Genomic DNA, 21507 nt, shown 5'->3' with positions numbered 1-21507 from the left:
CCGAACCGCTCGACGAGCGCGCGACGCTCGAGATCTCGCTCGAGCGGGCGATGCGGGGTCAGACATTCCAGGCGCTCGGCATCCCGCCGTTCCGCATCGGCAAGACGGTGCCGACCGAGGCGCTGAAGGCGATGCTGGCGTTGCAGGGCGAGATCGAGCGCCTTCGCGACGAGCGGGCCGCCACCCCGGAGGAGGCCCGCCGTGCGAACGTGGCGCTGCGCAGGCTCATGCGCACGCAGAACAACTACTTCGCCGAGCTGGAGCAGCAGGCGCGGGGGATCCTCCACGCCGTCGACCACCCGGGCGGTCCGCTGACGCAGCGCACGGCATCCGACATCGCCGCCCATCTGGGCTTCACGCTGCATTACGTGCCCGACCTGCCGCAGACGACCCGGTCGGTGGCCGACATCAAGAACGGGCGCCTGTACCTGTCGAGCCGCCTCACGACCAAGGGCGACCCGCGCACGGCCGTGCTGCAGGCCCTGTCGAGCCGCATTCTCGGACACCGCGAGCCCACCTCGTACGCCGACTTCCTGCGCCAGCGCGTGGAGACGAACTACCTGACGGGTGCCCTCCTGATCCCCGAGGCGCACGCGGTGCCGTTCCTGCAGGAGGCGAAGAAGGACCGCTCGATCTCGATCGAGGATCTCCGCGACGCCTACTCGGTGTCGTACGAGACCGCCGCGCACCGCTTCACGAACCTCGCGACCGTGCACCTGGGCCTGCCGGTGCACTTCCTCAAGGTGCACGAGTCGGGCGTCATCACGAAGGTGTACGAGAACGACGACGTCAACTTCCCGACCGACCGCCTGGGCGCGATCGAGGGGCAGATGTGCTGCCGCAAGTGGACCTCGCGCGTCGTCTTCGACGTCGACGACCACTTCAACCCGTACTACCAGTACACCGACACCGGCAACGGCACGTACTGGTGCACCGCGCGCGTCGAGCTGTCGAGCGAAGGCGCGCACTCGGTGAGCGTCGGCGTGCGGTTCGACGACACGAAGTGGTTCCTCGGCCGCGACACTCCCAACCGCGGCGTCTCGACCCACTCGGTGGAGGCGTGCTGCCGCCGCGCGCCGGCCGAGCTCGAGGCCGCCTGGCGCGAGCAGTCGTGGCCCAACGTGCGCACCCCGCGCACCCTCCTCGCGACCCTGCCGACCGGGTCGTTCCCCGGCGTGGACACGACCGACGTCTACGAGTTCCTCGAGGCGCACGCTCCGCGCTGAGACCGGTCCGGGCGCGGCGCAGCGGCATCCCGTGAGAAGCGCATGAGAGACCGGATGCCGGGGGTTCAGCCAATACCTGACGCGTGTTAGGTTTTGCGCACCGACGGTTCCGTCCGACGGAGCCGCTTTCGACGAGGAGAGCGCGATGAAGCGATGGGTGAGCACGGTGGCTGCGGCCGGACTGGTGGTCGCGGGACTGGCGGTCGGCGGATCGGCCCAGGCTGTCGGCGGTCATGGCAACGGCGGCGGCAGACCCGGCAACGAGACGCTGCAACGGTGGGCGGAAGACACCTGGGCATCTCTCGCCGCCATGACGGACCGTGCCACGGGGTTGCCCTCCGACAACGTCACGGGCGATCTGCAGACCGTTGGCGCCTACACGTCTCCCACCAACATCGGCGGCTACCTCTGGTCGGCCGTGACGGCGCGCGACCTCGGCATCATCGGCGCCGACGAGGCGCGCGACCGCATCGCGACGACTCTCGACACCCTCGAGACGCTGGAGCGAAACGACGCCAGCGGCATGTACTACAACTGGTACGACCCGGCAACGGGCGCCAAGCTCACCACGTGGCCGGACTCCGGCGATCCGGTGCACCCGTTCCTCAGCACCGTCGACAACGGCTGGCTCGCCTCGGCGCTGCGCATCGTGCGCGAGGCGGAGCCCTCGCTCGCGGCCCAGGCGGACGCGCTGTACCGGACGATGGACTTCTCGGCGTTCTTCAACCCCGAGGGCGCGCCCGCGCTGCCGGCCGGCACCAACCGCGGCGGGTTCTGGGAGGTGCCGCCCCCGGACTGCAGCGTCGCGGCGCCGATGTACAACGGCTCCGGCGAGACGGCGTACTACACCTGCCACCACTACGACACGACGGTGAGCGAGAGCCGCATCGCGACGTACCTCGGCATCGCCAACGGACAGATCCCGCCGACCGCGCTCTACGGCACGCACCGCACGATGCCGCCGGGCTGCGACTGGGACTGGCAGGAGCAGCTGCCCACGGGTGAGTACCGCACATACGACGGCTTCCAGGTGTGGGAGGGCGTGTATTCCTACGCCGGCATGTCGTTCGTGCCGGCCTGGGGCGGCAGCATGTTCGAGGCGCTCATGCCCGACCTGCTCGTGCCCGAGACGACCTGGGGTCCGCGCTCGTGGCGCCTCAACCACCCCATCACGGTTGCGGTACAGGAATACCACGGCCTGGAGGACGCGGGCTACGGCTATTGGGGCTTCTCGCCTGCGAGCAACCCGTTCGGCGGCTACTCCGAATACGGCGTGGACATCGCCGGCATGCGCTCCGACGGGTACTTCTCGGATGTCGAGCACACCGACATCGACGTCGACCACCCCGGCTGCAGCACCGGCACGAACCCCGATCCGGAGTACGGCGACGGCGTCGTCACGCCGCACGCGGCGTTCCTCGCGCTGCCGTACGACCGGGAAGGGGCCATCGACAACCTCAGCCGGATCGAGACCGACCTCGGCGCGTACGGCCCCGGCGGCTTCTACGACGCCGTCGCGACGGGCACCGGCACGATCGCCGAGCGATACCTGTCGCTCGACCAGGCCATGGTCATGGCGGCGATCGGCAACGCCCTCACCGGGGATACGCTGAAGGACTACTTCGTGGATCGTGACATGGAGCGGCTCCTGCGGCCCGCGATGCGCCAGCAGGACTTCGGGTCGACGTGGTGAGCGGACGCCCGCGGCAGCGATGAGTGACCCGCCGGTGTGTGGCGCCGGCGCGGACGGGAGGCAATGGTGACCGCGGACGAGCAGGTCGACAAGGCGGCGCCGCGCGGCCCGCGCGGCAGCTATGCCAAGGGGCAGGCACGCCGGCAGGCCATCGTCGACGAGGCGCTGGCGGTGTTCTCCCGCACCGGGTTCCACAGCGGATCCCTGCGCGAGATCGCCAAGCGGGTAGGGCTCACGCCTGCCGGGCTGATGCACCACTTCGCCGACAAGGAGGAGCTGTTCGCCGAGGTGCTGCGCCAGCGCGACGAGAAGGTGCGTGCCGCCGCGGGCGACCCCGCCGAGCACACGCTCCTCCAGCAGGCCGAACGGGTGGTGGCGTACAACAAGACCACGCGCGGGCTCACCTCGCTGTACGCCATCGTGTCGGCCGAGGCCACCGACTCGGAGCATCCTTCGCACGAGCAATTCGCCGACCGGTATCGCTCAACGGCTCAGCGCGCGGGGGATCTCCTGCGCGCGGGCCAGGAGGCCGGCGAGGTGCGCGACGACGTCGACCCTGCCCTGGCGGCACGCCTGATCAGCGCCGTCATGGACGGCATCCAGCTGCAGTGGCTGCTCGACGAGTCCGTCGACATGGTGCCGCTCTTCGAGGAGTTCGTGCGCGGCTACCTCGTCCCACGCGACTGACGGTGCGGCCGGTCTGTACGCACCGCCGCAGGTGTTCGCAACTCAGGCAGCCGTAGGGCGCGGCGTCTCGGCCCCCGCAGCCGGGTGGCATCCTGCCTGAGCTGCGAACACCCGACCGCGCATCCCCGGGAGCGGGCTCGCGGGTCAGGCGGGCAGTCCGTTCGCGCGCGCCACCCGACCGAGCCACGCGAGGCTCGCCTTCGGCCGGCGCTCGAATGTCTCGGGGTCCCAGCCGATCAGCCCGAACGTCGGTCGGAAGCTGCCCCACTCATAGTTGTCGAGGGCGCTCCAGTGCAGATACCCCCGAACGTCGATGCCCTCGGCGATGCACTCCCGCACCGCCTCGAGCGCCCCGGTGGTGTAGTCGATGCGGCGGGCGTCGTCAGCCGTGGCGATGCCGTTCTCGGTGATGTACACCGGGGCTTTCGCCCGGGCCCAGGCGTTGCGGATGCCGTCGCCGACCGCCGGGGGGAAGTACTCCCACCCGGTGAGGGTGCGCTCCGCGTCGTCGGGGATCGGGAGCGGGCCGCCCTGCCCGATCTTCGTGCGCGTGTACGCCTGCACGCCGATCCAGTCGTCGCCCTCCGCGGCGTCGAGAAAGACGTCCTCGCGCGACCGGCCGTAGTCCGCCGCGACCTGCTCGGCGCCGGGCTCCGGCTGATAGGCCTGGGTCGCGACGGACCAGCCCGCCCGTGCACCCGCCGACCGGACGAGCTCGAGCGCGCCCCGATGCGCGGCGATCAGCCGGTCCGTCACGTCCGGAACGCCGGGCGGCAGGCCGATCGACGGGAAGCCCACCTCCGGGTCGGCCAGCACCGAGACCATGTTCGGCTCGTTGATGGTGCAGACGAGCTCGACGTCCTCGAGCACGGGAAGGGCGGCCTCGACATAGCGCCGGAACGCATCGACCGAAGCATCCGTCAGCCATCCGCCCTCCCGGGCGAGCCAGGCCGGATTGGTGAAGTGATGGAGGGTGATCACCGGCTCGAGGCCGAGGTCGCGTGCCGTCGCCACCATGCGGCGGTAGTGGTCGATCGCCGCGCGTGAGACCCAGCCCTTCTCCGGCTCGATCCGCGCCCACTCGATGCTGAAGCGGTAGGCGGCCAGGCCCGCGTCGGCGAGCAGCGCCATGTCCTCGGGGTAGCGGTGGTAGCTGTCGGCCGCGTCGCCCGACGGCGCCTCGACCGGTGGCCCCGGGAGGTGCCCCCACTCCCGCTGCCACCAGTCCGAGTTGACGTTGCCGCCCTCGATCTGGTGCGCCGCGGTCGACGCACCCCACAGGAACCCTTCGGGGAACTCCATCGTGTCGATGATCCTTTCTTTTCGAGACGACGGATGCCGCGGCATCCGTCAGCTCACTTGATGCCGGTGAGCGAGATGCCCTGCACGAAGTAGCGCTGCAGCGCGACGAACACGATCAGCACGGGCACGACGACCACGACGGCGCCCGCCATCATGAGGCCGTAGCGTGCGGCGTTCTGCCCCACCGAGTACAGCGCGAGCGCCACCGGGAGGGTGTACATGTCCTCGGTGGTGGCGACGACGAGCGGCCAGAGGAAGTTGTTCCAGCTCGCGAGGAACGTGAGGATCGTCAGCGTCGCGATCGCCGGCCCGCACAGCGGCATGATGACGCGCAGGAAGATGCGCCATTCGCTCGCCCCGTCGATGCGCGCCGCCTCGATCAGCTCATCGGGGAGCCCGAGCATGAACTGCCGCATGAGGAACACGCCGAGCGGGGTGATGAGGAACGGCAGGATGAGTCCGGGATACGAATTGACCAGACCAAGGTTCGCCGTGAGGACGAACAGCGGGACGAAGGTGACCACGCCCGGAACCATCAGCGTCGACAGCACGAGCGCGAACAGCAGCTTCTTGCCGCGGAACTCCAGCTTGGCCAGCGCGTAGCCCACCATCGAGCAGAAGACGATGTTGCCGAGCGTGACGAAGACGGCGACGACGACGCTGTTGAAGAAGAACGTCGCGAAGTCGAGGCGCGCGAACAGCGTCACGAAGTTGTCGAGCGTGGGCTCCTTGGGCCAGAAGTCCGTCGGGTACTGGCGGATCTCGGCATCGGTCTTGAACGCGCCGAGGATCATCCAGATGAACGGCATGATCATCGCCACGAGGCCGAGGCCGAGGACGATGTACAGCCACCAGCGGGTGCGCCCCTCGAGGCGGCGCCGGCGGCGTGCTGGCCTCGTCGGCTCGGAGTCGGGCGCCGCCACGGGCACGGGTGCGACCGCGGTCATGTCAGTCCCTCCTTCCGAGCAGGCGGAATTGGACCAGCGAGAGCAGCACGATCGCGAGGAACAGCACGTAGCTCGCGGCGGCTGCGTACGAGTAGTTGCCGAAGCCGAACTGCTGGTACGTGTACATCGCGGTAGACAGCGTCGCGTCGAGCGGTCCGCCGCGGGTCATGACGAACGGCTCCTCGAAGAACTGCAGGAACCCGATGCCGGTGATGACCGCCGCGAACAGCAGCGCCGGACGCATCTCGGGGATCGTGATGCTCCAGAAGCGCTGCCAGGCGTTCGCGCCGTCGACCATCGCCGCCTCGTGGTGCTCGCGCGGCACGCCCTGCAGGGCGGCCAGGAAGATCACCATCAGCGTGCCGATGTTGCGCCAGACCGCCATCATGATGAGCGACGGCAGCGCCCAGGTGGTCGACTGCAGCCAATCCGGACCCTGGATGCCGAACCAGGCGAGGAAGCCGTTCAGAAGGCCGTCCGGCTGGAGGATGAAGCGCCACACGATCGCGATCGCCACGATGCTGGTGACGACCGGCGTGTAGAAGCCCACCCGGAACACGGTGCGGAACTTGCGGATGCCCTTGTCGAGTGCCAGGGCGACGACCAGCGCCAGAGCGATGGTCAGCGGCACCGCCACGATCACGAAGGTCAGCGTGTTGCCCAGGGACCGCAGGAACCGCGGGTCCTGGAAGAGTCGCACGTAGTTGTCGAACCCGACGAGGTCGACCTGGAACGGCGTCTGCAGGTCGCGCGTCGTCATGTCGGTGAAGCTCATGCCGAGCGACGCGATGATCGGCCCCGCCATGAAGACGAGGAACAGCACGACGAACGGGGCGGCGAACAGCCACGCCGTGAGCGTCATGCGCCGGGCGCGCCGTGACGCCCCCGAAGGGGGAGCGCCACGGCGGGTGGCCGGCGGAGCGAGAGTGGCCACGCGCGGACCTACTCTCCGGTGCCGATCGACGACGCCTGCTGCTGGATCGCGGCCACGGCGTCGGCGGGTGTGGTCTCACCGCGTGTCGCCTTCTCGAGCTCCTGGTCGATCACGGCCGACACCTGCGCCCAGGTCGCGATCGCCGGCGGTGCCTTCGAGTCCTGCAGCTGCTCGCCGAACACACTGAGGTACGGGTCTTCGGCGAACGTCGCGTCGTCCCAGGCCGACTGGACGCTCGGGAGGTCGGTCGAGATGTCGTACCACTCGATCTGCGTCTCGGGCTCGCTCAGCCACCGGACGAACTTCCACGACGCATCGCGGTTGTCGGTCTCTTCGAACACCGCGAGGTTGCCGCCGCCGGTGAAGCTGGTACGGCTGTCGGCGCCCGGCACCATGGCGACCCCGAACTTGTCGGCGAACTCCTCGCCGCCCTGGTCGAGCAGCAGACTGACGTGGAACGGGCCGCTGTAGAAGGCGCCGACCTCGCCGTTGATGAAGGCCTGCTCGATCTCGCCGCCCTCGAGGCGACGCGGTTCGGCGATCCCCTCTTCGAAGAAGCTGGTGTAGAAGGCGAAGGCCTCCTCCCATTCCGGACTGTCGAGGGTGAACTCGGTGCCGTCGTCGTTGATGATGTCGCCGCCCTGCTGCCAGGCCAGCGGCGTCACGTACTGCCACGAGTCGAATCCGCCCGGGGGCAGCGAGACGCCCCACTGGGCGCCGGCCGTCTGCAGGGCCTTCGTGAACTCCTTGTACTCGTCCCACGTCGTCGGCGGCTCGACACCCGCCTGCTCGGCGAAGTCGGTGCGGTAGTAGAGCACGCGCGTGTCGACGTACCACGGCACGCCGTAGGCGACGTCGTCGACGACGGCGGTGTCCCACGAGCCCTCGAAGAACGACGACTCGTCCACCAGTCCGTCGGGCGTCGGCTCGAAGGCGCCGGTCGCGGCGAACTCGCCGACCCAGGTGGTGCCCAGCATCGTGATGTCGGGGGTCTCGCCGCCGGCGATCGCGGTCGCGATGCGGTCGTGGGCGCTCTCCCACGGCACGGCCGTCACCTCGATCGTGACATCCGGGTTCTCCTCCTCGAACCGGGCGGCGAGCTCGTCGAGGACTTCGCCCTCGTTGCCCATCGCCCAGACCTCGACGGTGCCCGAAGCAGGGGAGTCGTCGATCGCCTCGCCGCCCCCGCCGTCTCCTCCGCCACCACCGTCGTCCGTGCGCCCGCAGCCTGCGAGCACCAATGCGCCCACGAGCGCGGTCGCTCCGACCGCCGCCCATCGTGAGGTCCTGCGTACTGATCGTGTCATCGGTCCTGACGCCTCCATCGGTCGTCGCCGCATCCGCGCGGCGTCCTTGCCTCCGCTGTGTCGGCGCACGCGGCGCCGCCCTCTGACGATAGCGCTAATACCTGACACATGAAAGGTATTAGGGATGAGAATCGCCTCATCAGGCAGGATGCCTCCGCCCGGCGCGCCGACGAACCGCCTGGCGCGGCAGGCACCGAGGTGCTAGCAGCGGCGCCCCGACGACCCGCCCGCAGCCGGGGGAGACCGCCAAAGCCTGTTCTGAGCGACGGATGTGGGGCGCCGCGCGGCGGCGTGCGCGCGTCAGTGGCGGCCGGCGACGACGTCTGCGACGTGGGCGGGCCAGGCGGTGCGCGCAGACGACCCAGCTGCCTCGAACCGGTCGGCCATCCGGTATGCGGTGTAGATCGCGTTGACGGCGGTCCAGCGCAGGGGCTCGATCTCCCAGCGCTTCGCTCGATGCCCGACCCACGGCAGCCGGGTGAGTTCGGTGTCGCGCTCGAGCACCAGGTCGGCGAGCGTGCGGCCGGCGAGGTTCGTCGCCGTCACGCCGGTGCCGACATAGCCGCCCGCCCAGCCGAGGCCGCTGGCTCGGTCGTGGACGACGGTCGCGGCCCAGTCGCGCGGCACTCCGAGCACCCCGGCCCAGGCGTGGGCGATCGGGAGGGAGGCGGCATCCGGGAAGAAAGCGCCCGCGGCCTGAGGAAAGAAAGCACCCGCGGCCTGAGGGAAGAAGCCGTGCAGCAGCGCCGCGAGCGACCGGATGGTGCGCTCCTGCGTCGCTCCGTCGGTGTCGACGCGCGAGCCGTAGCGGTACGGCACGCCCCGCCCGCCGAAGGCGATGCGGTCGTCGGCGGTGCGCTGCGCGTACATGTAGACGTGTGCGAAGTCGCCGAGGGTCTCGCGGCCGTTCCAGCCGACGGCCGCCCAGAACGCGGGCGGCAGCGGCTCGGTGACGATCATCGACGAGTTCATGGGCAGCCAGGTGCGATGCTCGCCGCGGAGGTCGGCCGTGAAGCCCTCGGTCGCCCGCAGCACGTGGGCCGCCCGGACCGTGCCCCGGTCGGTGACCGCCCTGCCCGCCGAGATCTCGCGCACCTGCGTCTGCTCGTAGATCGGCACGCCGAGCCGCTCGACCGCTTCGGCGAGCCCGCGCACGAGCTTGCCCGGGTGAACGCGCGCGCAATGCGGGTGCCAGGTGGCGCCGAGCGCGCCGGCGATGCGGATACGGGATGCCGCGGCCGCGGCATCCATCACCTCCACATCGGTATGGGGCCACGACTGCTCGGCTGCCGCGCTCGCCCGAAGCCGCGCGAGCTGTGCGGGCGTGCGGGCGACGCCGAATTCGCCGCCCTTGACGATGTCAGCGTCGATGCCCTCGCGGGCGGCGACGGCGATGACCTCGTCGACCGTCTCGTTGAGGGCGCGCTGCTGGGCGATCGCGGCGTCGCGACCATGGGTCTCGGCGTAGCGCTCACGCCCGCCGGTCACGGTGTTCGTGAGCCATCCGCCGTTGCGACCGGATGCCCCGAACCCGGCGAACCGCTGCTCGAGCACGACCACCCGCAGGGACGGCTGGGCGCGCTTGAGGTAGTACGCGGTCCAGAGGCCGGTGTAGCCGGCGCCCACGATCGCGACGTCGGCGTCGAGGTCGTCGGGCAGCGGTGGTCTCGACGCCGGCAGGCCGCCGAGGCTCCGCCACCACCACGACACGTCACCATTGCGCACGGGGCTCAGAGGCATGCGCCCATCCTCGCGCGTCCCGCCCGTGCGGCGTCCCGATGATCTGTCGCGAGTATCGGTCGGACCGCGACAGGCTGCCCCGATGTCCAGGACGAGTTCGCGCGATCTCGACGCGGAGCGAGAGCCGGCGACGACTCGAGCAGGGTCAGGCGTCGAGGGCGCGCAGGGCCGCCCACAGCTCGGCGCGGGTCGCGAACGACGAGAGGTCGCGGCCGAGCACCCGTTCGATGAGCGCGAGACGGGTGCGGACGGTGTGGCGGTGCACGCCGAGGGACTGAGCGGATGCCTCGTGCGAGCAGTCCGCGTCGAGCCAGACCTGCAGCGTCTGGACGAGGTGGGTCCCCTGTGCGGCGTCGTGGTCGTGCAGCGGCGCCAGCTCGGCGCGCGCGAGCGCCCGTGCGTCGTCGGTGAGGGCCGACAGCACGCCGCCGCGCGAGACCTCGGCGAATGCCGTGACGGCACCGACGCCGCGGTCGCGGGCGACGCGCGCCTGCCCGAGTGCGGCGGCGAAGGCGTCGTAGGCCGCGGGGTCCGACATCCCGATCCGGACGTCGAAGCGGTCGACGAGGTCGTGGAGGCTCGAGGGGTCGTCCGCCGGCACCACCAGCACGAGCCCGTCGTCCCCGCGCCCGAAGAACAGCGCACCGCGCTTCTCGTCGGCCCAGAGCTCGAGCAGCTCGGCGATGCCGTCGACACGGGCGGCTGCGGCATCCGTCACCGCCACGATGACCGGCGCGGCCGGAAGCGGCCCCCACAGCTCGCGCGACGTGCGCCGGGCGAGCCCCGGGTCGCCGCTGAGGAGCGACTGCACCAGGCCTGCGCGCAGCGCGCTGCGGGCACGGCCGAGGCCCTGCTGCTGCTCGAGGGCGAGGCCCGCCATCGCGATGACGGCGGTGACCACGACGCGCCCCTCCTGGTCGAGGTCGCCCGCGGCGATCGCGATCACGCCGCGGAGATGCCCGCCACGGCCCAGCGTCTGCAGCGTGAAGGGCGTCTCGCCGATGTGCAGCGACGACCCCGCCCGGGCTCCGCGATGCAGCACGCCGGTCACCTCCCGCTGCAGTGCGGCGGCCGTGTCGGCGTCGAGCGCGCCGGCGGGGTGCTCGCGCGCCAGTTCGCCGGCGGCGTCGAACATGCCCACCCACGTGTCGAGCTGCTTGGCGAGCTCGGCCACAGTCGCACCGAGGCCGTCGGGGCGGAGTGCCGCCAGCGCGATGGCGCGCTGCGCGGCGAGCGCCCAGCTGCGGCGGGCGTACGCCTCGGCGGCGATCGCCTCGGCATTGGCGCGGGCCACCGCGATGAACGGCGTGCGGTACGGCACCTCGAACAGCGGCATCTGCTCGTCCCGGCACGCGTCGACGAGGGCGGGCGGGATGCCGGCGCGCACCACCTCGGTGCCGAACCCGAGGCCGACCACGCCGCGGGCCGCGAGGCGGCCGACGTACGCGCGGTAGACGTCGGGCGCGTCGTCCCCGTGCGGGAACTGCGTGCCCGTGGTCAGCAGCACGAGCCCCTCCGAGAGGAACGGCGTCGGGTCGGCGAGATCCGAGCTGTGCACCCAGCGGATCGCCTTGTCCAGAGCGCTGTCGGGGGCGCTGGGCTCCAGGTCGTCGCCGGCGAGGGAGAGCCGCAGATCGCGCCGGGCGAGCAGGGCACGAAGAGTGGGGGCGTCGGCATCCATGATGATCCGAGTGTACGGTTCGTACAGCAAGGCGGACAGAATGTACAGCGGGGAGGGTGCGAGCGCTCCGCGGAGCGACATACGCTCCCCACCATGAGCAGCGCAGCCGACATCGTCACCGAAACGCCCCTCGGCGGTCCGACCCTTCCGCAGGAGCGTCGCCTGGTCACCAGCATCCCCGGTCCTCGCTCCCTCGAGCTGATCGACCGCAAGGCCGATGCCGTCGCCGCGGGCGTCGGCCACACGGCACCGGTGCACGCCGTCGCCGCCGGGGGCGGGGTGATCGTCGATGCCGACGGCAACTCGCTCATCGACCTCGGCTCGGGCATCGCCGTCACCACGATCGGCAACGCGCACCCGAAGGTCGTCAAGGCGGTGCAGGAGCAGGTGGCCCAGTTCACCCACACGTGCTTCATGATCGCGCCGTACGACTCGTACGTGTCGGTCGCCGAGGCCCTCAACCGCCTCACGCCGGGCGACCACGCCAAGAAGAGCGCCCTGTTCAACTCGGGAGCCGAAGCGGTGGAGAACGCCGTCAAGATCGCCCGCAAGTACACCGGCAAGCAGGCGGTCGTAGCGTTCGACCACGGCTACCACGGCCGCACCAACCTCACGATGGCGCTGACCGCGAAGGCCATGCCGTACAAGAGCGGGTTCGGGCCGTTCGCCTCAGAGATCTACCGGGCACCCCTGTCGTACCCGTACCGTGACGGGCTCACCGGCGCCGAGGCGGCGAAGAAGGCCATCTCCGTCATCGAGAAGCAGGTCGGCGCCGACAACCTCGCTGCCGTCGTCATCGAGCCCATCCAGGGCGAGGGCGGGTTCATCGTCCCCGCCGAGGGCTATCTCCCCGCCCTGGTCGACTGGTGCCGGGCCAACAACGTGGTCTTCATCGCCGACGAGATCCAGACCGGGTTCGCCCGCACCGGCCGCATGTTCGCGAGCGAGGTGTTCGGCATCGTCCCCGACCTCATCACCACCGCCAAGGGCATCGCCGGGGGCCTGCCGCTGGCGGCCGTGACCGGCCGTGCCGAGATCATGGATGCCTCCCACGCGGGGGGCCTCGGCGGCACCTACGGCGGCAACCCCATCGCCTGCGCCGCGGCGCTCGCGGCGATCGACGTGTTCGAGAATGACGGCATGCTCGAGCGGGCGCGCGAGATCGAGACGCTCCTCAAGGGACGCCTGCAGCAGCTGCAGGCCGCCGACCCGCGGGTCGGCGACGTGCGCGGCCACGGCGCCATGATCGCCGCAGAATTCGTCGACCCCGCGACGGGTGAGCCGGATGCCGCGCTCACCGCCGCGGTCGCGAAGGCGTCCATCGCACAGGGCGTCATCGTGCTCACCTGCGGCACCTATGGGAACGTGATCCGTTTCCTGCCGCCGCTGTCGATCACCGACGACCTGCTCCACGAGGGCCTGGATGTCGTCGCGGCAGCGCTCGCCGACAGCTGATTCCGGACGCCGCGGCCGGTGCAGATCCGCCGGCCGCGGCATCCTTCCCCGCCCCGCTCTGGCACGATGTCCCGATTTCTCGCCCTCATGTCCCGGTTTCGCCCGAAACAGGGCCTCAGAGCGGTGGATTTCGGGACACGGATGCTGCACACCCCCGCTCTTGCGCTCACCCCGGCGCAGAACCTGACGAAGGAGCCCCAATGACCGAGCTGACCCGTGACGTCGTGATCGTCGGCGCCGGCGCCGCCGGCACCACCGCCGCCAACGAGCTGAAGAAGGCCGGCCTCTCCGTCGTCGTCCTCGAGGCGCGCGACCGCGTCGGGGGGCGCCTCTGGACCGACGTCATCGACGGCGCCATGCTCGAGGTCGGCGGGCAGTGGGTCTCGCCCGACCAGGACGCACTCAAGGAGACCCTCGCCGAACTGGGCCTCGAGACCTACAGCCGCTACCGCGAGGGTGACTCCGTCTACATCGGCCGCGACGGCGAGCTCCAGCGGTTCACGGGCGAGATCTTCCCGGTCGCGCCCGAGACCGAGAAGGAGATCGTGCGGCTCATCGACGTGCTCGACGGGCTCGTCGCGCAGGTCGACCCCGACAAGCCGTGGGAGCACCCGGATGCCGAGGCCCTGGACCGCATCTCGTTCGAGGCGTGGCTCGAGGAGCAGACCGACGACCAGGAGGCGCGCGACAACATCGCCCTCTTCATCGCCGGGGCCATGCTCACCAAGCCCGCGTACGCGTTCTCCGCGCTGCAGGCACTGCTCATGGCGGCCAGCGCCGGCAGCTTCTCGCACCTCGTCGACGCCGACTTCATCCTCGACGAGCGCGTCGTCGGCGGCCTGCAGCAGGTCCCGCTGCTCCTCGCCGAGCGCCTGGGCGAGGACGTCATCCTCGGCCAGCCGGTCACCGAGGTGCACTGGTCCGACGACGGGGTCCGGGTCGTCACCGACAACGGCCTCGCGGTGCGTGCGCGCTTCGTCATCCTGGCGCACGCGCCGATCCTCTATCCGTGGATCGAATTCCAGCCCGCCCTCCCGCGTCTGAAGCAGCAGATGCACCAGCACATCTCGATGGGCTTCGTCATCAAGGTGCACGCCGTCTACGACCGCCCGTTCTGGCGCGAGCAGGGGCTGTCGGGCACAGCCTTCAGCCCGTACGAGATCTCGCACGAGGCGTATGACAACACCAACCACGGCGACGACCGTGGAACCCTCGTCGGCTTCGTCTCGGACCGCAACGCCGACGACCTGTTCCGCGTACCCGCCGAGGAGCGCAAGGAGCGCATCCTCGAGTCGCTGTCGCACTACTACGGCCCTGAGGCGAAGGACCCGCTGGTGTACTTCGAGAGCGACTGGGGCGCCGAGGAGTGGACGCGCGGCGCGTACGCCGCCAGCTTCGACCTCGGCGGTCTGGCCCGCTACGGCGCCGACCTCCGCACCCCCGTGGGCCGGATCCACTTCGCGTGCAGCGACATGGCCGGCGCCGGCTACCAGCACGTCGACGGCGCCATCCGCATGGGTCGCCTGGTCGCCGCCGACATCGTCGAAGCGGCGCGCCGATGACCGCGCGCATCGTCGTCGGCTACACCGCGACGGATGCCGGGGCCGACGCGGTCGCGCTGGGGGTGCGTCTCGCCGCCGCGACGTCGGCAGCGCTCGACGTGGTGCTCGTGCTGCCGGGGGAGGACCGCAGCGTCATCACCCCGCCGGACGCGAGCTACGACCGCTACCTCCAGGGGCAGGCCGAGACGTGGCTCGCCGAGGCGGCGGCGTCGATTCCGGATGCCGTGGCCCACAGCTCGCACGTGCGGTTCGGTGACTCGTTCGCCGAGGGCCTGATCGCCGCCGCGCACGAGTTCGAGGCATCCCTCGTCGTCGTCGGCGCGGCCAACGGCGGACTCCGCGGCCGCCACCGGCTGGGGACCGTCGCCACCGAGCTGCTGCACTCCGCCGACGTCGCCGTCGCACTCGCACCCGAGGGCACACGCCGGACGCAGATCACCGGCGTCAGCCGCGTCACCGCCGCGATCGGCACACGCCCCGGCGCGAGCGCGCTGCTCGATGCCAGCGTCGCGATCGCCACGGCTACCGGCGCGCAGCTGCGGCTGCTGTCGCTCGTGTCGGTGGACCTGCCGGCCGGCGTCGACACCGGTGTGATCCGCATCGCCGGCGCCGCCCACGCCGACGACGTGCTGGGCAAGGCCCTCGACGCCCTTCCCGCCGGCCTGGACGCAGATGTGGTCGTCGCGCGCGGCGAGAGCATCGAAGACGCCGTCGCCCATCTCGCCTGGGAGCCCGGCGAGCTCGCCGTCGTCGGATCCAGCCGCCTCGCGCAGCACCGGCGCCTGTTCCTCGGCTCGACCGCGGCCAAGATGCTGCACGAGCTTCCCGTCCCGATGGTCGTGGTGCCGCGCACGTACGACAGGGAGAGCGCCCGCGCACTGTCGCGCGCCGGCGCCGAAGAAGGAGGACGCGCATGAGCACTTCCCAGCCCACCGGCGCCGTGGCGCCACCGGCATCGGGTGCGGGCGCCCGCGGACTGTCGAAGAAGGGTCTGAGCGCCGGCGCCGTCGGCGTCGTGGGTGCCGTCGTCATCGGCATCTCGACGATCGCCCCGGCCTACACGCTCACCGCCTCGCTCGGTCCGACGGTCGCGGTGGTCGGCACGCAGGTGCCCGCCATCATCCTCGTCGGCTTCATCCCGATGCTGCTGACGGCGTTCGGCTACCGCGAGCTCAACCGGGCGATGCCCGACTCCGGCACCTCCTTCACGTGGGGCGTGCGGGCCTTCGGCCCGTGGATCGGCTGGATGACGGGCTGGGGCCTCATCGCCGCCACCGTGATCGTGCTGTCCAACCTCGCCGGCATCGCTGTGGAGTTCCTGTTCCTGCTGATCTCGCAGCTCACGGGCAACCCCGACATCGCCGACCTCGCTTTCAACCCCTTCATCAACGTGGCCGTGTGCCTGCTGTTCATGCTCGGCGCGACGCTCGTCTCGTACCGCGACATGCAGACGACACAGAAGTTCCAGTACGTCCTGGTCAGCTTCCAGATCGTCGTGCTGGTGCTCTTCGCGGTCGTCGCGATCATCAAGGCGGTCGACGGTGAGGCGCCCGACCCCACCGCGTTCTCCTGGTCGTGGTTCAACCCGTTCGAGGTGCCGACGTTCAGCGCGTTCGCCGCCGGCCTGTCGCTCTCGATCTTCATCTTCTGGGGCTGGGACGTCGTCCTCACCATGAACGAGGAGACCAAGAACCCGGAGAAGACCCCCGGTCGAGCGGCGATGCTCACCGTCGTCATCGTGGTCTCGCTGTACCTCCTGCTCTCGATCGGCCTCATCATGTTCGCGGGCGTCGGCACGGGACCGCTGGGACTGGCGAACGAGGACATCTCGGCGAACGTGTTCTTCGCGCTCTCCGACCCGATCCTCGGCCCGCTGGCGTTCCTCGTGTCGCTCGCGGTGCTGTCGAGCTCGGCCGCCTCGCTGCAGTCGACGGCCGTCGGCCCGGCGCGGACGCTGCTGGCGATGGGCCACTACGGCGCACTGCCGAAGAAGTTCGCCCGGGTGAGCCCGCGGTTCTTCACCCCCGGCTACGCGACGGTGGTCTCGGCGGTCGTGGCGTCGGTGTTCTACGCCGTCATGCGCGTGGTGAGCGAGAACGTCCTCACCGACACCATCCTGTCGCTCGGCATGATGATCTGCTTCTACTACGGCCTCACCGCGTTCGCATGCGTCTGGTACTTCCGCAAGCAGTGGTTCGACTCGGTGCGCAGCTTCTTCTTCACCTTCCTGTTCCCGCTGGTGGGCGGGGCCATCCTCGCGGTGCTGTTCGTCACGACGCTCATCGACTCGATGGACCCGGCGTACGGCAGCGGATCGAGCATCTTCGGCCTCGGCCTGGTGTTCGTGCTCGGGGTGACCGTCATCCTGGTCGGCGTCGTGATCATGATCTGGCGGGCGATCAAGCGTCCGGCGTTCTTCCGCGGTGAGACACTCGGTATCGATGCCCCCGAAAGCCTTCGACGCGCCCGCCGCTGACGAGCAGACTGTCCACAATCCATCCGATCGGAGTGCAAGCATGACCGACTACGCCGTCGTCAACCCGGCCACGGGCGAGACCCTGGCCACGTATCCGACCATCACCGACGAGGCTCTCGAGACCGCGATCGCGCACGCGGATGCCGCCTACCGCACGTGGCGCGATCAGCCGGTCGCCGAGCGCGCAGCGCGCATCCGCAAGGTCGCCGACCTGCACCGTGAGCGCCGCGACGACCTCGCCGCGATCATCGTGCGCGAGATGGGCAAGCCGCTCGAGGCAGCACTCGGCGAGGTCGACTTCGCGGCCGACATCACCGAGTACTACGCCGACCACGCCGAGAAGATCACCGGCGACCAGCCGATCGACATCGACGGCGAGGGCACCGCGGTCATCCGCCGCACGCCTCTCGGCGTGCTGCTGGGTATCATGCCGTGGAACTTCCCGTACTACCAGGTCGCCCGCTTCGCGGCGCCCAACATCGTGGTGGGCAACACGATCCTCCTCAAGCACGCACCGCAGTGCCCCGAGTCGGCCGCTGCGATCGCGGCGATCTATGCCGACGCAGGGCTCGAGGGCGTGTACACGAACGTCTACGCGACGAACGACCAGGCTGCCACCGTCATCGCGGACCGCCGGGTGCAGGGCGTGTCCGTGACGGGCTCCGAGCGCGCCGGTGCGGCAGTCGCCGAGATCGCGGGGCGCAACCTCAAGAAGGTGGCGCTCGAGCTCGGCGGGTCGGACCCGTTCATCCTGCTCTCGACCGACGATCTCGACAGCGCGGTGGAGGCCGCGGTCGCCGCCCGCCTCGACAACACGGGGCAGTCGTGCAACGCGGCCAAGCGCTTCATCGTGGTCGACGGCCTGTACGACTCGTTCCTGGAGAAGTTCACGGCGGCGATGTCGGGTGCGAAGGTCGGCGACCCGTTCGCCGACGACACCGTGCTGGGTCCGCTGTCGTCGCTCACGGCCGCCGAGCGCCTGGCCGAGCAGGTCGACAAGGCGGTGTCGCAGGGCGCCACCCTCGTGACCGGCGGCACGCGCGACGGCGCGTTCTACCCCGGTACGGTCCTCGCCGACGTCACGAGCGACATGGACGCGTACCGCGAGGAGTTCTTCGGCCCCGTCGGCGTCGTCTACCGGGTCGCCGACGAGAACGCCGCCGTGGCGCTCGCCAACGACACCAGCTACGGCCTGGGGTCGTACGTCTTCACGACGGACGAGGAGCAGGCGAAGCGGGTCGCCGACAAGATCGACGCCGGCATGGTCTACGTCAACGTCGTGCTCGCCGACGAGCCGGGGCTGCCCTTCGGCGGCGTCAAGCGCTCCGGCACCGCGCGCGAGATGGGTCTGCTCGCCGCCGACGAGTTCGTCAACAAGAAGCTCATCCGCATCGGCGTCTGAGGTTCCTCGTCAGCTCGGCGCGTTTCGTCTCGCTCGCTGGCGCTCGCTCGCTCAACGACCGAATCCCGGTCGTTGAGCGAGCGAAGCGAGACGAAACGTGTCAGAGCCCCGCGCCCCGGCGAGAGCTTTGTCGGCGCCGCCTTCGCACGATGCCGCCTTCCCGGGGGTGTCGCGAGACACCCGGGCGCGCGAGGATGGAGTCATGGCAGACACACCGGATCCCGTCGTCGCCCTCTCCGATGAGCAGTGCTGGGAGCGCCTGCGCACGCAGGAGCTGGGGCGCCTCGTGACGCACGTCGGCGAGGTGCTCGACATCTTCCCCGTGAACTACGTCGTCGACGGCGAGAGCGTGCTGTTCCGCACGGCGCAAGGCAGCAAGCTGTTCGAGCTCACGGTCAACGACGAGGTGCTCTTCGAGGTCGACGACCACACCGACACCGACGCTTGGAGCGTGATCCTCCGTGGTCGCGCCCATCCGCTGGACCGCTCGGAGGAAGTCGAGCGCGCGGACGGACTGGGGCTCCGCCCCTGGATTCCGACGCTCAAGTACACGTATGTGCGCGTCGAACCGACCTCGCTGTCGGGCCGCGCGTTCGAGCGTGCGCCCGAGCCGGACCGCTACGGCGTGCAGCAGTACTGACCCCCGGACGCCCCGCCCGGGAGTGGCCTCGGTTCGCGGGTCCTGCGGGCATGCCGTACACTGGAACGTGCAGTTGAAGTCTGCATTCTTTCGCTGTGCCCGTTGTCGGGCGCGGATCCTCAAACCACGGTGAGAGGTGAAGAGTGCGGACTTCACGAGACCTCCGGGTCTCTAGGGCGGTAGCTCAATTGGCAGAGCAGCGGTCTCCAAAACCGCAGGTTGCAGGTTCGATTCCTGTCCGCCCTGCGCGTCAGCGCAACACATCCTGCGTTGATAACAAAATGTGGTCGACCCGTGTCGGCTCACGGAAGGTAATCAGGTGGCATCGATGGTTCAGGACGAGCCGAAGGGCGAGGTCGTCCCCGCTGAGGGAACGGCGGCACCCCGCGAGAAGAAGCCCAATGTCTTCGCTCGTATCGCCCTGTTCGTTCGTCAGGTCTTCGCCGAGCTCCGCAAGGTCGTCACCCCGACGCGCCAGGAGCTGCTGAAGTACACGGCGGTGGTGCTCGGCTTCGTCGTCGTCATGATGGCACTCGTCTACGGCCTGGACGTGCTGTTCGTGTGGATCACGACGTACGTCTTCGGAGTGCCCGCCTGATCCCCGAGCGCTTCGGCTTGACGCCAGGAGCCACGACACGGGCGGACCGCAGGTCCGGCAGCGCACGGAACGGAAGAGAACTCACGTGACTGAAAGATATGTCGACGACGCCGATTGGGCGACCGCCGCAGAGCAGTCCTCGGAGGACGACGAAGCCCAGGAGGGCAACGTCCTTGCCGAGGAAGAGCGCTCGGTCGAAGCGGCCGAGCACGTCGCGATCCACATCGTCGACGACGGTGATGACGAAGACGACTCCGACCTGGACGACATCGACATCGACGACCCGGAGGCGGACGCGATCGTGAACGACGCTCTCAATCTTGACGAGACGGCAGAGACCGAGGCAGCAGCCGAGGTGATCAACGACTCCCTCGCGGAGGAGGTCGCCGAGCGTGCGGCCGAGGCCGCCGACGAGGTGACCCCGTACGACGGTCCCGACGTGAACGGTGACGAGGACGAGCCCGAGCTGGACGAGGACTTCGTCGAAGAGGTGGATGCCGCAGCCGCCGTCGTGGACGAGGTCGAGGCGAGTGTCTCCCCGGCTGACGCAGCAGAGGCTCCCGAGCTCGAGGACGAGGCCGACGAGGACTCGGACGACGAGGGCTCGGACGACGACGAGGACGAGGACCCCTACGAGGCGTTCCGCGCCGAGCTGCGCACCCTCCCTGGCAAGTGGTACGTCATCCACTCCTACGCCGGCTTCGAGCGCAAGGTGAAGGCCAACATCGAGCAGCGGAAGTCGACGCTCGAGGTCGAGGACGACATCTACCAGATCGAGGTCCCCATGGAGGACGTCGTCGAGATCAAGAACGGTCAGCGCAAGATGGTCACGCGCGTCCGGATCCCCGGCTACGTGCTCGTGCGCATGGACCTGAACGAGGACACCTGGTCGGTCGTGCGTCACACGCCCGGCGTCACCGGCTTCGTCGGCAACGCCCACAACCCGACGCCGCTGCGCTTCGAAGAGGCCTTCAACATGCTGAAGAGCCTCGTGGAGGTCAAGGAGGTCGCCGGCGCCAAGGGCGGTGCGGCCAGGAAGGGCGCCGCCGCCGCGACCCGCGTCATCCCGGCCGAGGTCGACTTCGAGGTCGGCGAGACCATCACGATCAAGGAGGGCTCGTTCGCGGGCCTGCCCGGCACGATCAGCGAGATCAAGCCCGAGAGCGGCAAGCTCACGGTTCTCGTCTCGCTCTTCGAGCGCGAGACCCCGGTCGAGCTCAGCTTCGACCAGGTCACCAAGCTGTAGCGAAGCTACAAGGTTCAGCGAGGCCGTGAAGCGGCCGAGTCGAAACCCACAACACCAGACTTCCCGGGTCTCCCGGGGGAACCGCTGCTCGGAAACGCCGAGTGCGCGGGAGAACGGATGCTTCACAGGTCACTGAGCCTGTCGAAGTGCCGCTCGAATGAAAGGAAAGAAGAATGGCACCGAAGAAGAAGGTGACCGGCCTGATCAAGCTTCAGATCAACGCCGGCGCCGCCAACCCGGCGCCGCCGATCGGGCCCGCGCTCGGTCAGCATGGCGTCAACATCATGGAGTTCTGCAAGGCGTACAACGCCGCGACCGAGTCGCAGCGCGGCAACGTCATCCCCGTGGAGATCACCGTCTACGAGGACCGCAGCTTCACGTTCATCCTGAAGACCCCGCCGGCCGCTGAGCTCATCAAGAAGGCTGCGGGCGTCCAGCGCGGCTCGGCCACCCCTCACACGGTCAAGGTCGCCAAGCTCACCAAGGAGCAGGTGCGTCAGATCGCTGAGACGAAGCAGCCCGACCTGAACGCGAACGACATCGAGGCCGCCTCGAAGATCATCGCCGGCACCGCCCGTTCCATGGGCATCACGGTCGAGGACTGAGGGGAA

18 protein-coding genes and 1 tRNA gene are annotated in these 21507 nt (G+C 69.8%); 13 read left to right on the top strand and 6 right to left on the bottom strand.

All coding sequences use genetic code 11. The features are described 5' to 3' along the window. The 3 genes from B1729_RS06455 to B1729_RS06445 all read left to right on the top strand — a co-directional run. Window positions 1–1226: XRE family transcriptional regulator (locus B1729_RS06455; RefSeq protein WP_163631399.1), on the top strand; the 1226-nt coding region annotated here is incomplete at its 5' end. 145 nt (window positions 1227–1371) lie between these two features. Continuing rightward, a complete protein-coding gene (locus B1729_RS06450; RefSeq protein ID WP_163631397.1) occupies window positions 1372–2919 on the top strand; it encodes a glucoamylase family protein in 1548 nt (515 codons plus the stop codon). A gap of 66 nt (window positions 2920–2985) precedes the next feature. Further along, window positions 2986–3606: a TetR/AcrR family transcriptional regulator gene (locus B1729_RS06445; protein ID WP_239539455.1), complete on the top strand. Its 621-nt coding sequence runs from the start codon at window positions 2986–2988 to the stop codon at window positions 3604–3606. A 144-nt stretch (window positions 3607–3750) separates the two neighbouring features. Here B1729_RS06445 and B1729_RS06440 read toward each other — a convergent pair whose 3' ends face one another. The 6 genes from B1729_RS06440 to B1729_RS06415 all read right to left on the bottom strand — a co-directional run bounded on the left by B1729_RS06440 (window position 3751) and on the right by B1729_RS06415 (window position 11517). Continuing rightward, window positions 3751–4908: a family 1 glycosylhydrolase gene (locus tag B1729_RS06440; protein WP_204318877.1), complete on the bottom strand. Its 1158-nt coding sequence runs from the start codon at window positions 4906–4908 to the stop codon at window positions 3751–3753. A gap of 53 nt (window positions 4909–4961) precedes the next feature. Continuing rightward, window positions 4962–5855, bottom strand: a complete 894-nt coding sequence (locus tag B1729_RS06435; RefSeq protein WP_163619981.1) for a carbohydrate ABC transporter permease — start codon at window positions 5853–5855, stop codon at window positions 4962–4964. Window position 5856: 1 nt separating this feature from the next. Continuing rightward, complete coding sequence (locus B1729_RS06430) at window positions 5857–6717, bottom strand: sugar ABC transporter permease (protein ID WP_163620000.1); 861 nt, start codon at window positions 6715–6717, stop codon at window positions 5857–5859. Between the two features lie 80 nt (window positions 6718–6797). Next, window positions 6798–8096 carry a sugar ABC transporter substrate-binding protein gene (locus B1729_RS06425; RefSeq protein ID WP_163631393.1) on the bottom strand — a complete coding sequence of 433 codons (1299 nt, stop codon included), beginning with the start codon at window positions 8094–8096 and terminating at the stop codon, window positions 6798–6800. Window positions 8097–8396: 300 nt separating this feature from the next. Beyond that, on the bottom strand, window positions 8397–9836 hold the full coding sequence (locus B1729_RS06420; protein ID WP_204318876.1) for an FAD-binding oxidoreductase: 1440 nt from the start codon (window positions 9834–9836) through the stop codon (window positions 8397–8399). Between the two features lie 145 nt (window positions 9837–9981). Beyond that, window positions 9982–11517 carry a PucR family transcriptional regulator gene (locus B1729_RS06415; protein ID WP_163619977.1) on the bottom strand — a complete coding sequence of 512 codons (1536 nt, stop codon included), beginning with the start codon at window positions 11515–11517 and terminating at the stop codon, window positions 9982–9984. A 93-nt stretch (window positions 11518–11610) separates the two neighbouring features. Between B1729_RS06415 and gabT the strand changes: the two genes are divergently transcribed. The 10 genes from gabT to rplK all read left to right on the top strand — a co-directional run bounded on the left by gabT (window position 11611) and on the right by rplK (window position 21501). After that, window positions 11611–12972 (top strand): 4-aminobutyrate--2-oxoglutarate transaminase, encoded by a 1362-nt coding sequence (gene gabT / locus B1729_RS06410; protein ID WP_163631391.1) that lies wholly within the window; start codon window positions 11611–11613, stop codon window positions 12970–12972. Between the two features lie 200 nt (window positions 12973–13172). Beyond that, window positions 13173–14534, top strand: a complete 1362-nt coding sequence (locus B1729_RS06405; protein WP_163631389.1) for an NAD(P)/FAD-dependent oxidoreductase — start codon at window positions 13173–13175, stop codon at window positions 14532–14534. Next, window positions 14531–15451, top strand: coding sequence for a universal stress protein (locus tag B1729_RS06400; protein WP_163619971.1), 921 nt, complete (start codon window positions 14531–14533; stop codon window positions 15449–15451). The genes B1729_RS06405 and B1729_RS06400 overlap by 4 nt, the downstream gene beginning before the upstream one ends. Next, window positions 15448–17010 carry an APC family permease gene (locus B1729_RS06395; protein ID WP_163631387.1) on the top strand — a complete coding sequence of 521 codons (1563 nt, stop codon included), beginning with the start codon at window positions 15448–15450 and terminating at the stop codon, window positions 17008–17010. The genes B1729_RS06400 and B1729_RS06395 overlap by 4 nt, the downstream gene beginning before the upstream one ends. Window positions 17011–17050: 40 nt before the next feature. After that, a complete protein-coding gene (locus tag B1729_RS06390; RefSeq protein ID WP_163631385.1) occupies window positions 17051–18412 on the top strand; it encodes an NAD-dependent succinate-semialdehyde dehydrogenase in 1362 nt (453 codons plus the stop codon). A gap of 202 nt (window positions 18413–18614) precedes the next feature. Then, window positions 18615–19052 carry a pyridoxamine 5'-phosphate oxidase family protein gene (locus B1729_RS06385; RefSeq protein ID WP_163619965.1) on the top strand — a complete coding sequence of 146 codons (438 nt, stop codon included), beginning with the start codon at window positions 18615–18617 and terminating at the stop codon, window positions 19050–19052. Between the two features lie 173 nt (window positions 19053–19225). After that, window positions 19226–19298: transfer RNA gene (locus tag B1729_RS06380), tRNA-Trp, on the top strand. An 82-nt stretch (window positions 19299–19380) separates the two neighbouring features. Further along, window positions 19381–19650: a preprotein translocase subunit SecE gene (gene secE / locus B1729_RS06375; protein WP_163619996.1), complete on the top strand. Its 270-nt coding sequence runs from the start codon at window positions 19381–19383 to the stop codon at window positions 19648–19650. An 85-nt stretch (window positions 19651–19735) separates the two neighbouring features. Beyond that, on the top strand, window positions 19736–20896 hold the full coding sequence (gene nusG / locus B1729_RS06370) for a transcription termination/antitermination protein NusG (RefSeq protein ID WP_163631383.1): 1161 nt from the start codon (window positions 19736–19738) through the stop codon (window positions 20894–20896). A 173-nt stretch (window positions 20897–21069) separates the two neighbouring features. Next, window positions 21070–21501, top strand: coding sequence for a 50S ribosomal protein L11 (gene rplK, locus B1729_RS06365; RefSeq protein ID WP_163619961.1), 432 nt, complete (start codon window positions 21070–21072; stop codon window positions 21499–21501). Window positions 21502–21507: the final 6 nt, after the last annotated feature.

The organism is Microbacterium sp. B35-04 (assembly GCF_010634885.1).
GTDB lineage: Bacteria > Actinomycetota > Actinomycetes > Actinomycetales > Microbacteriaceae > Microbacterium.
The sequence above is the reverse complement of the archived record's forward strand: the minus strand, read 5'-3'. Positions and strand labels throughout refer to the sequence as shown.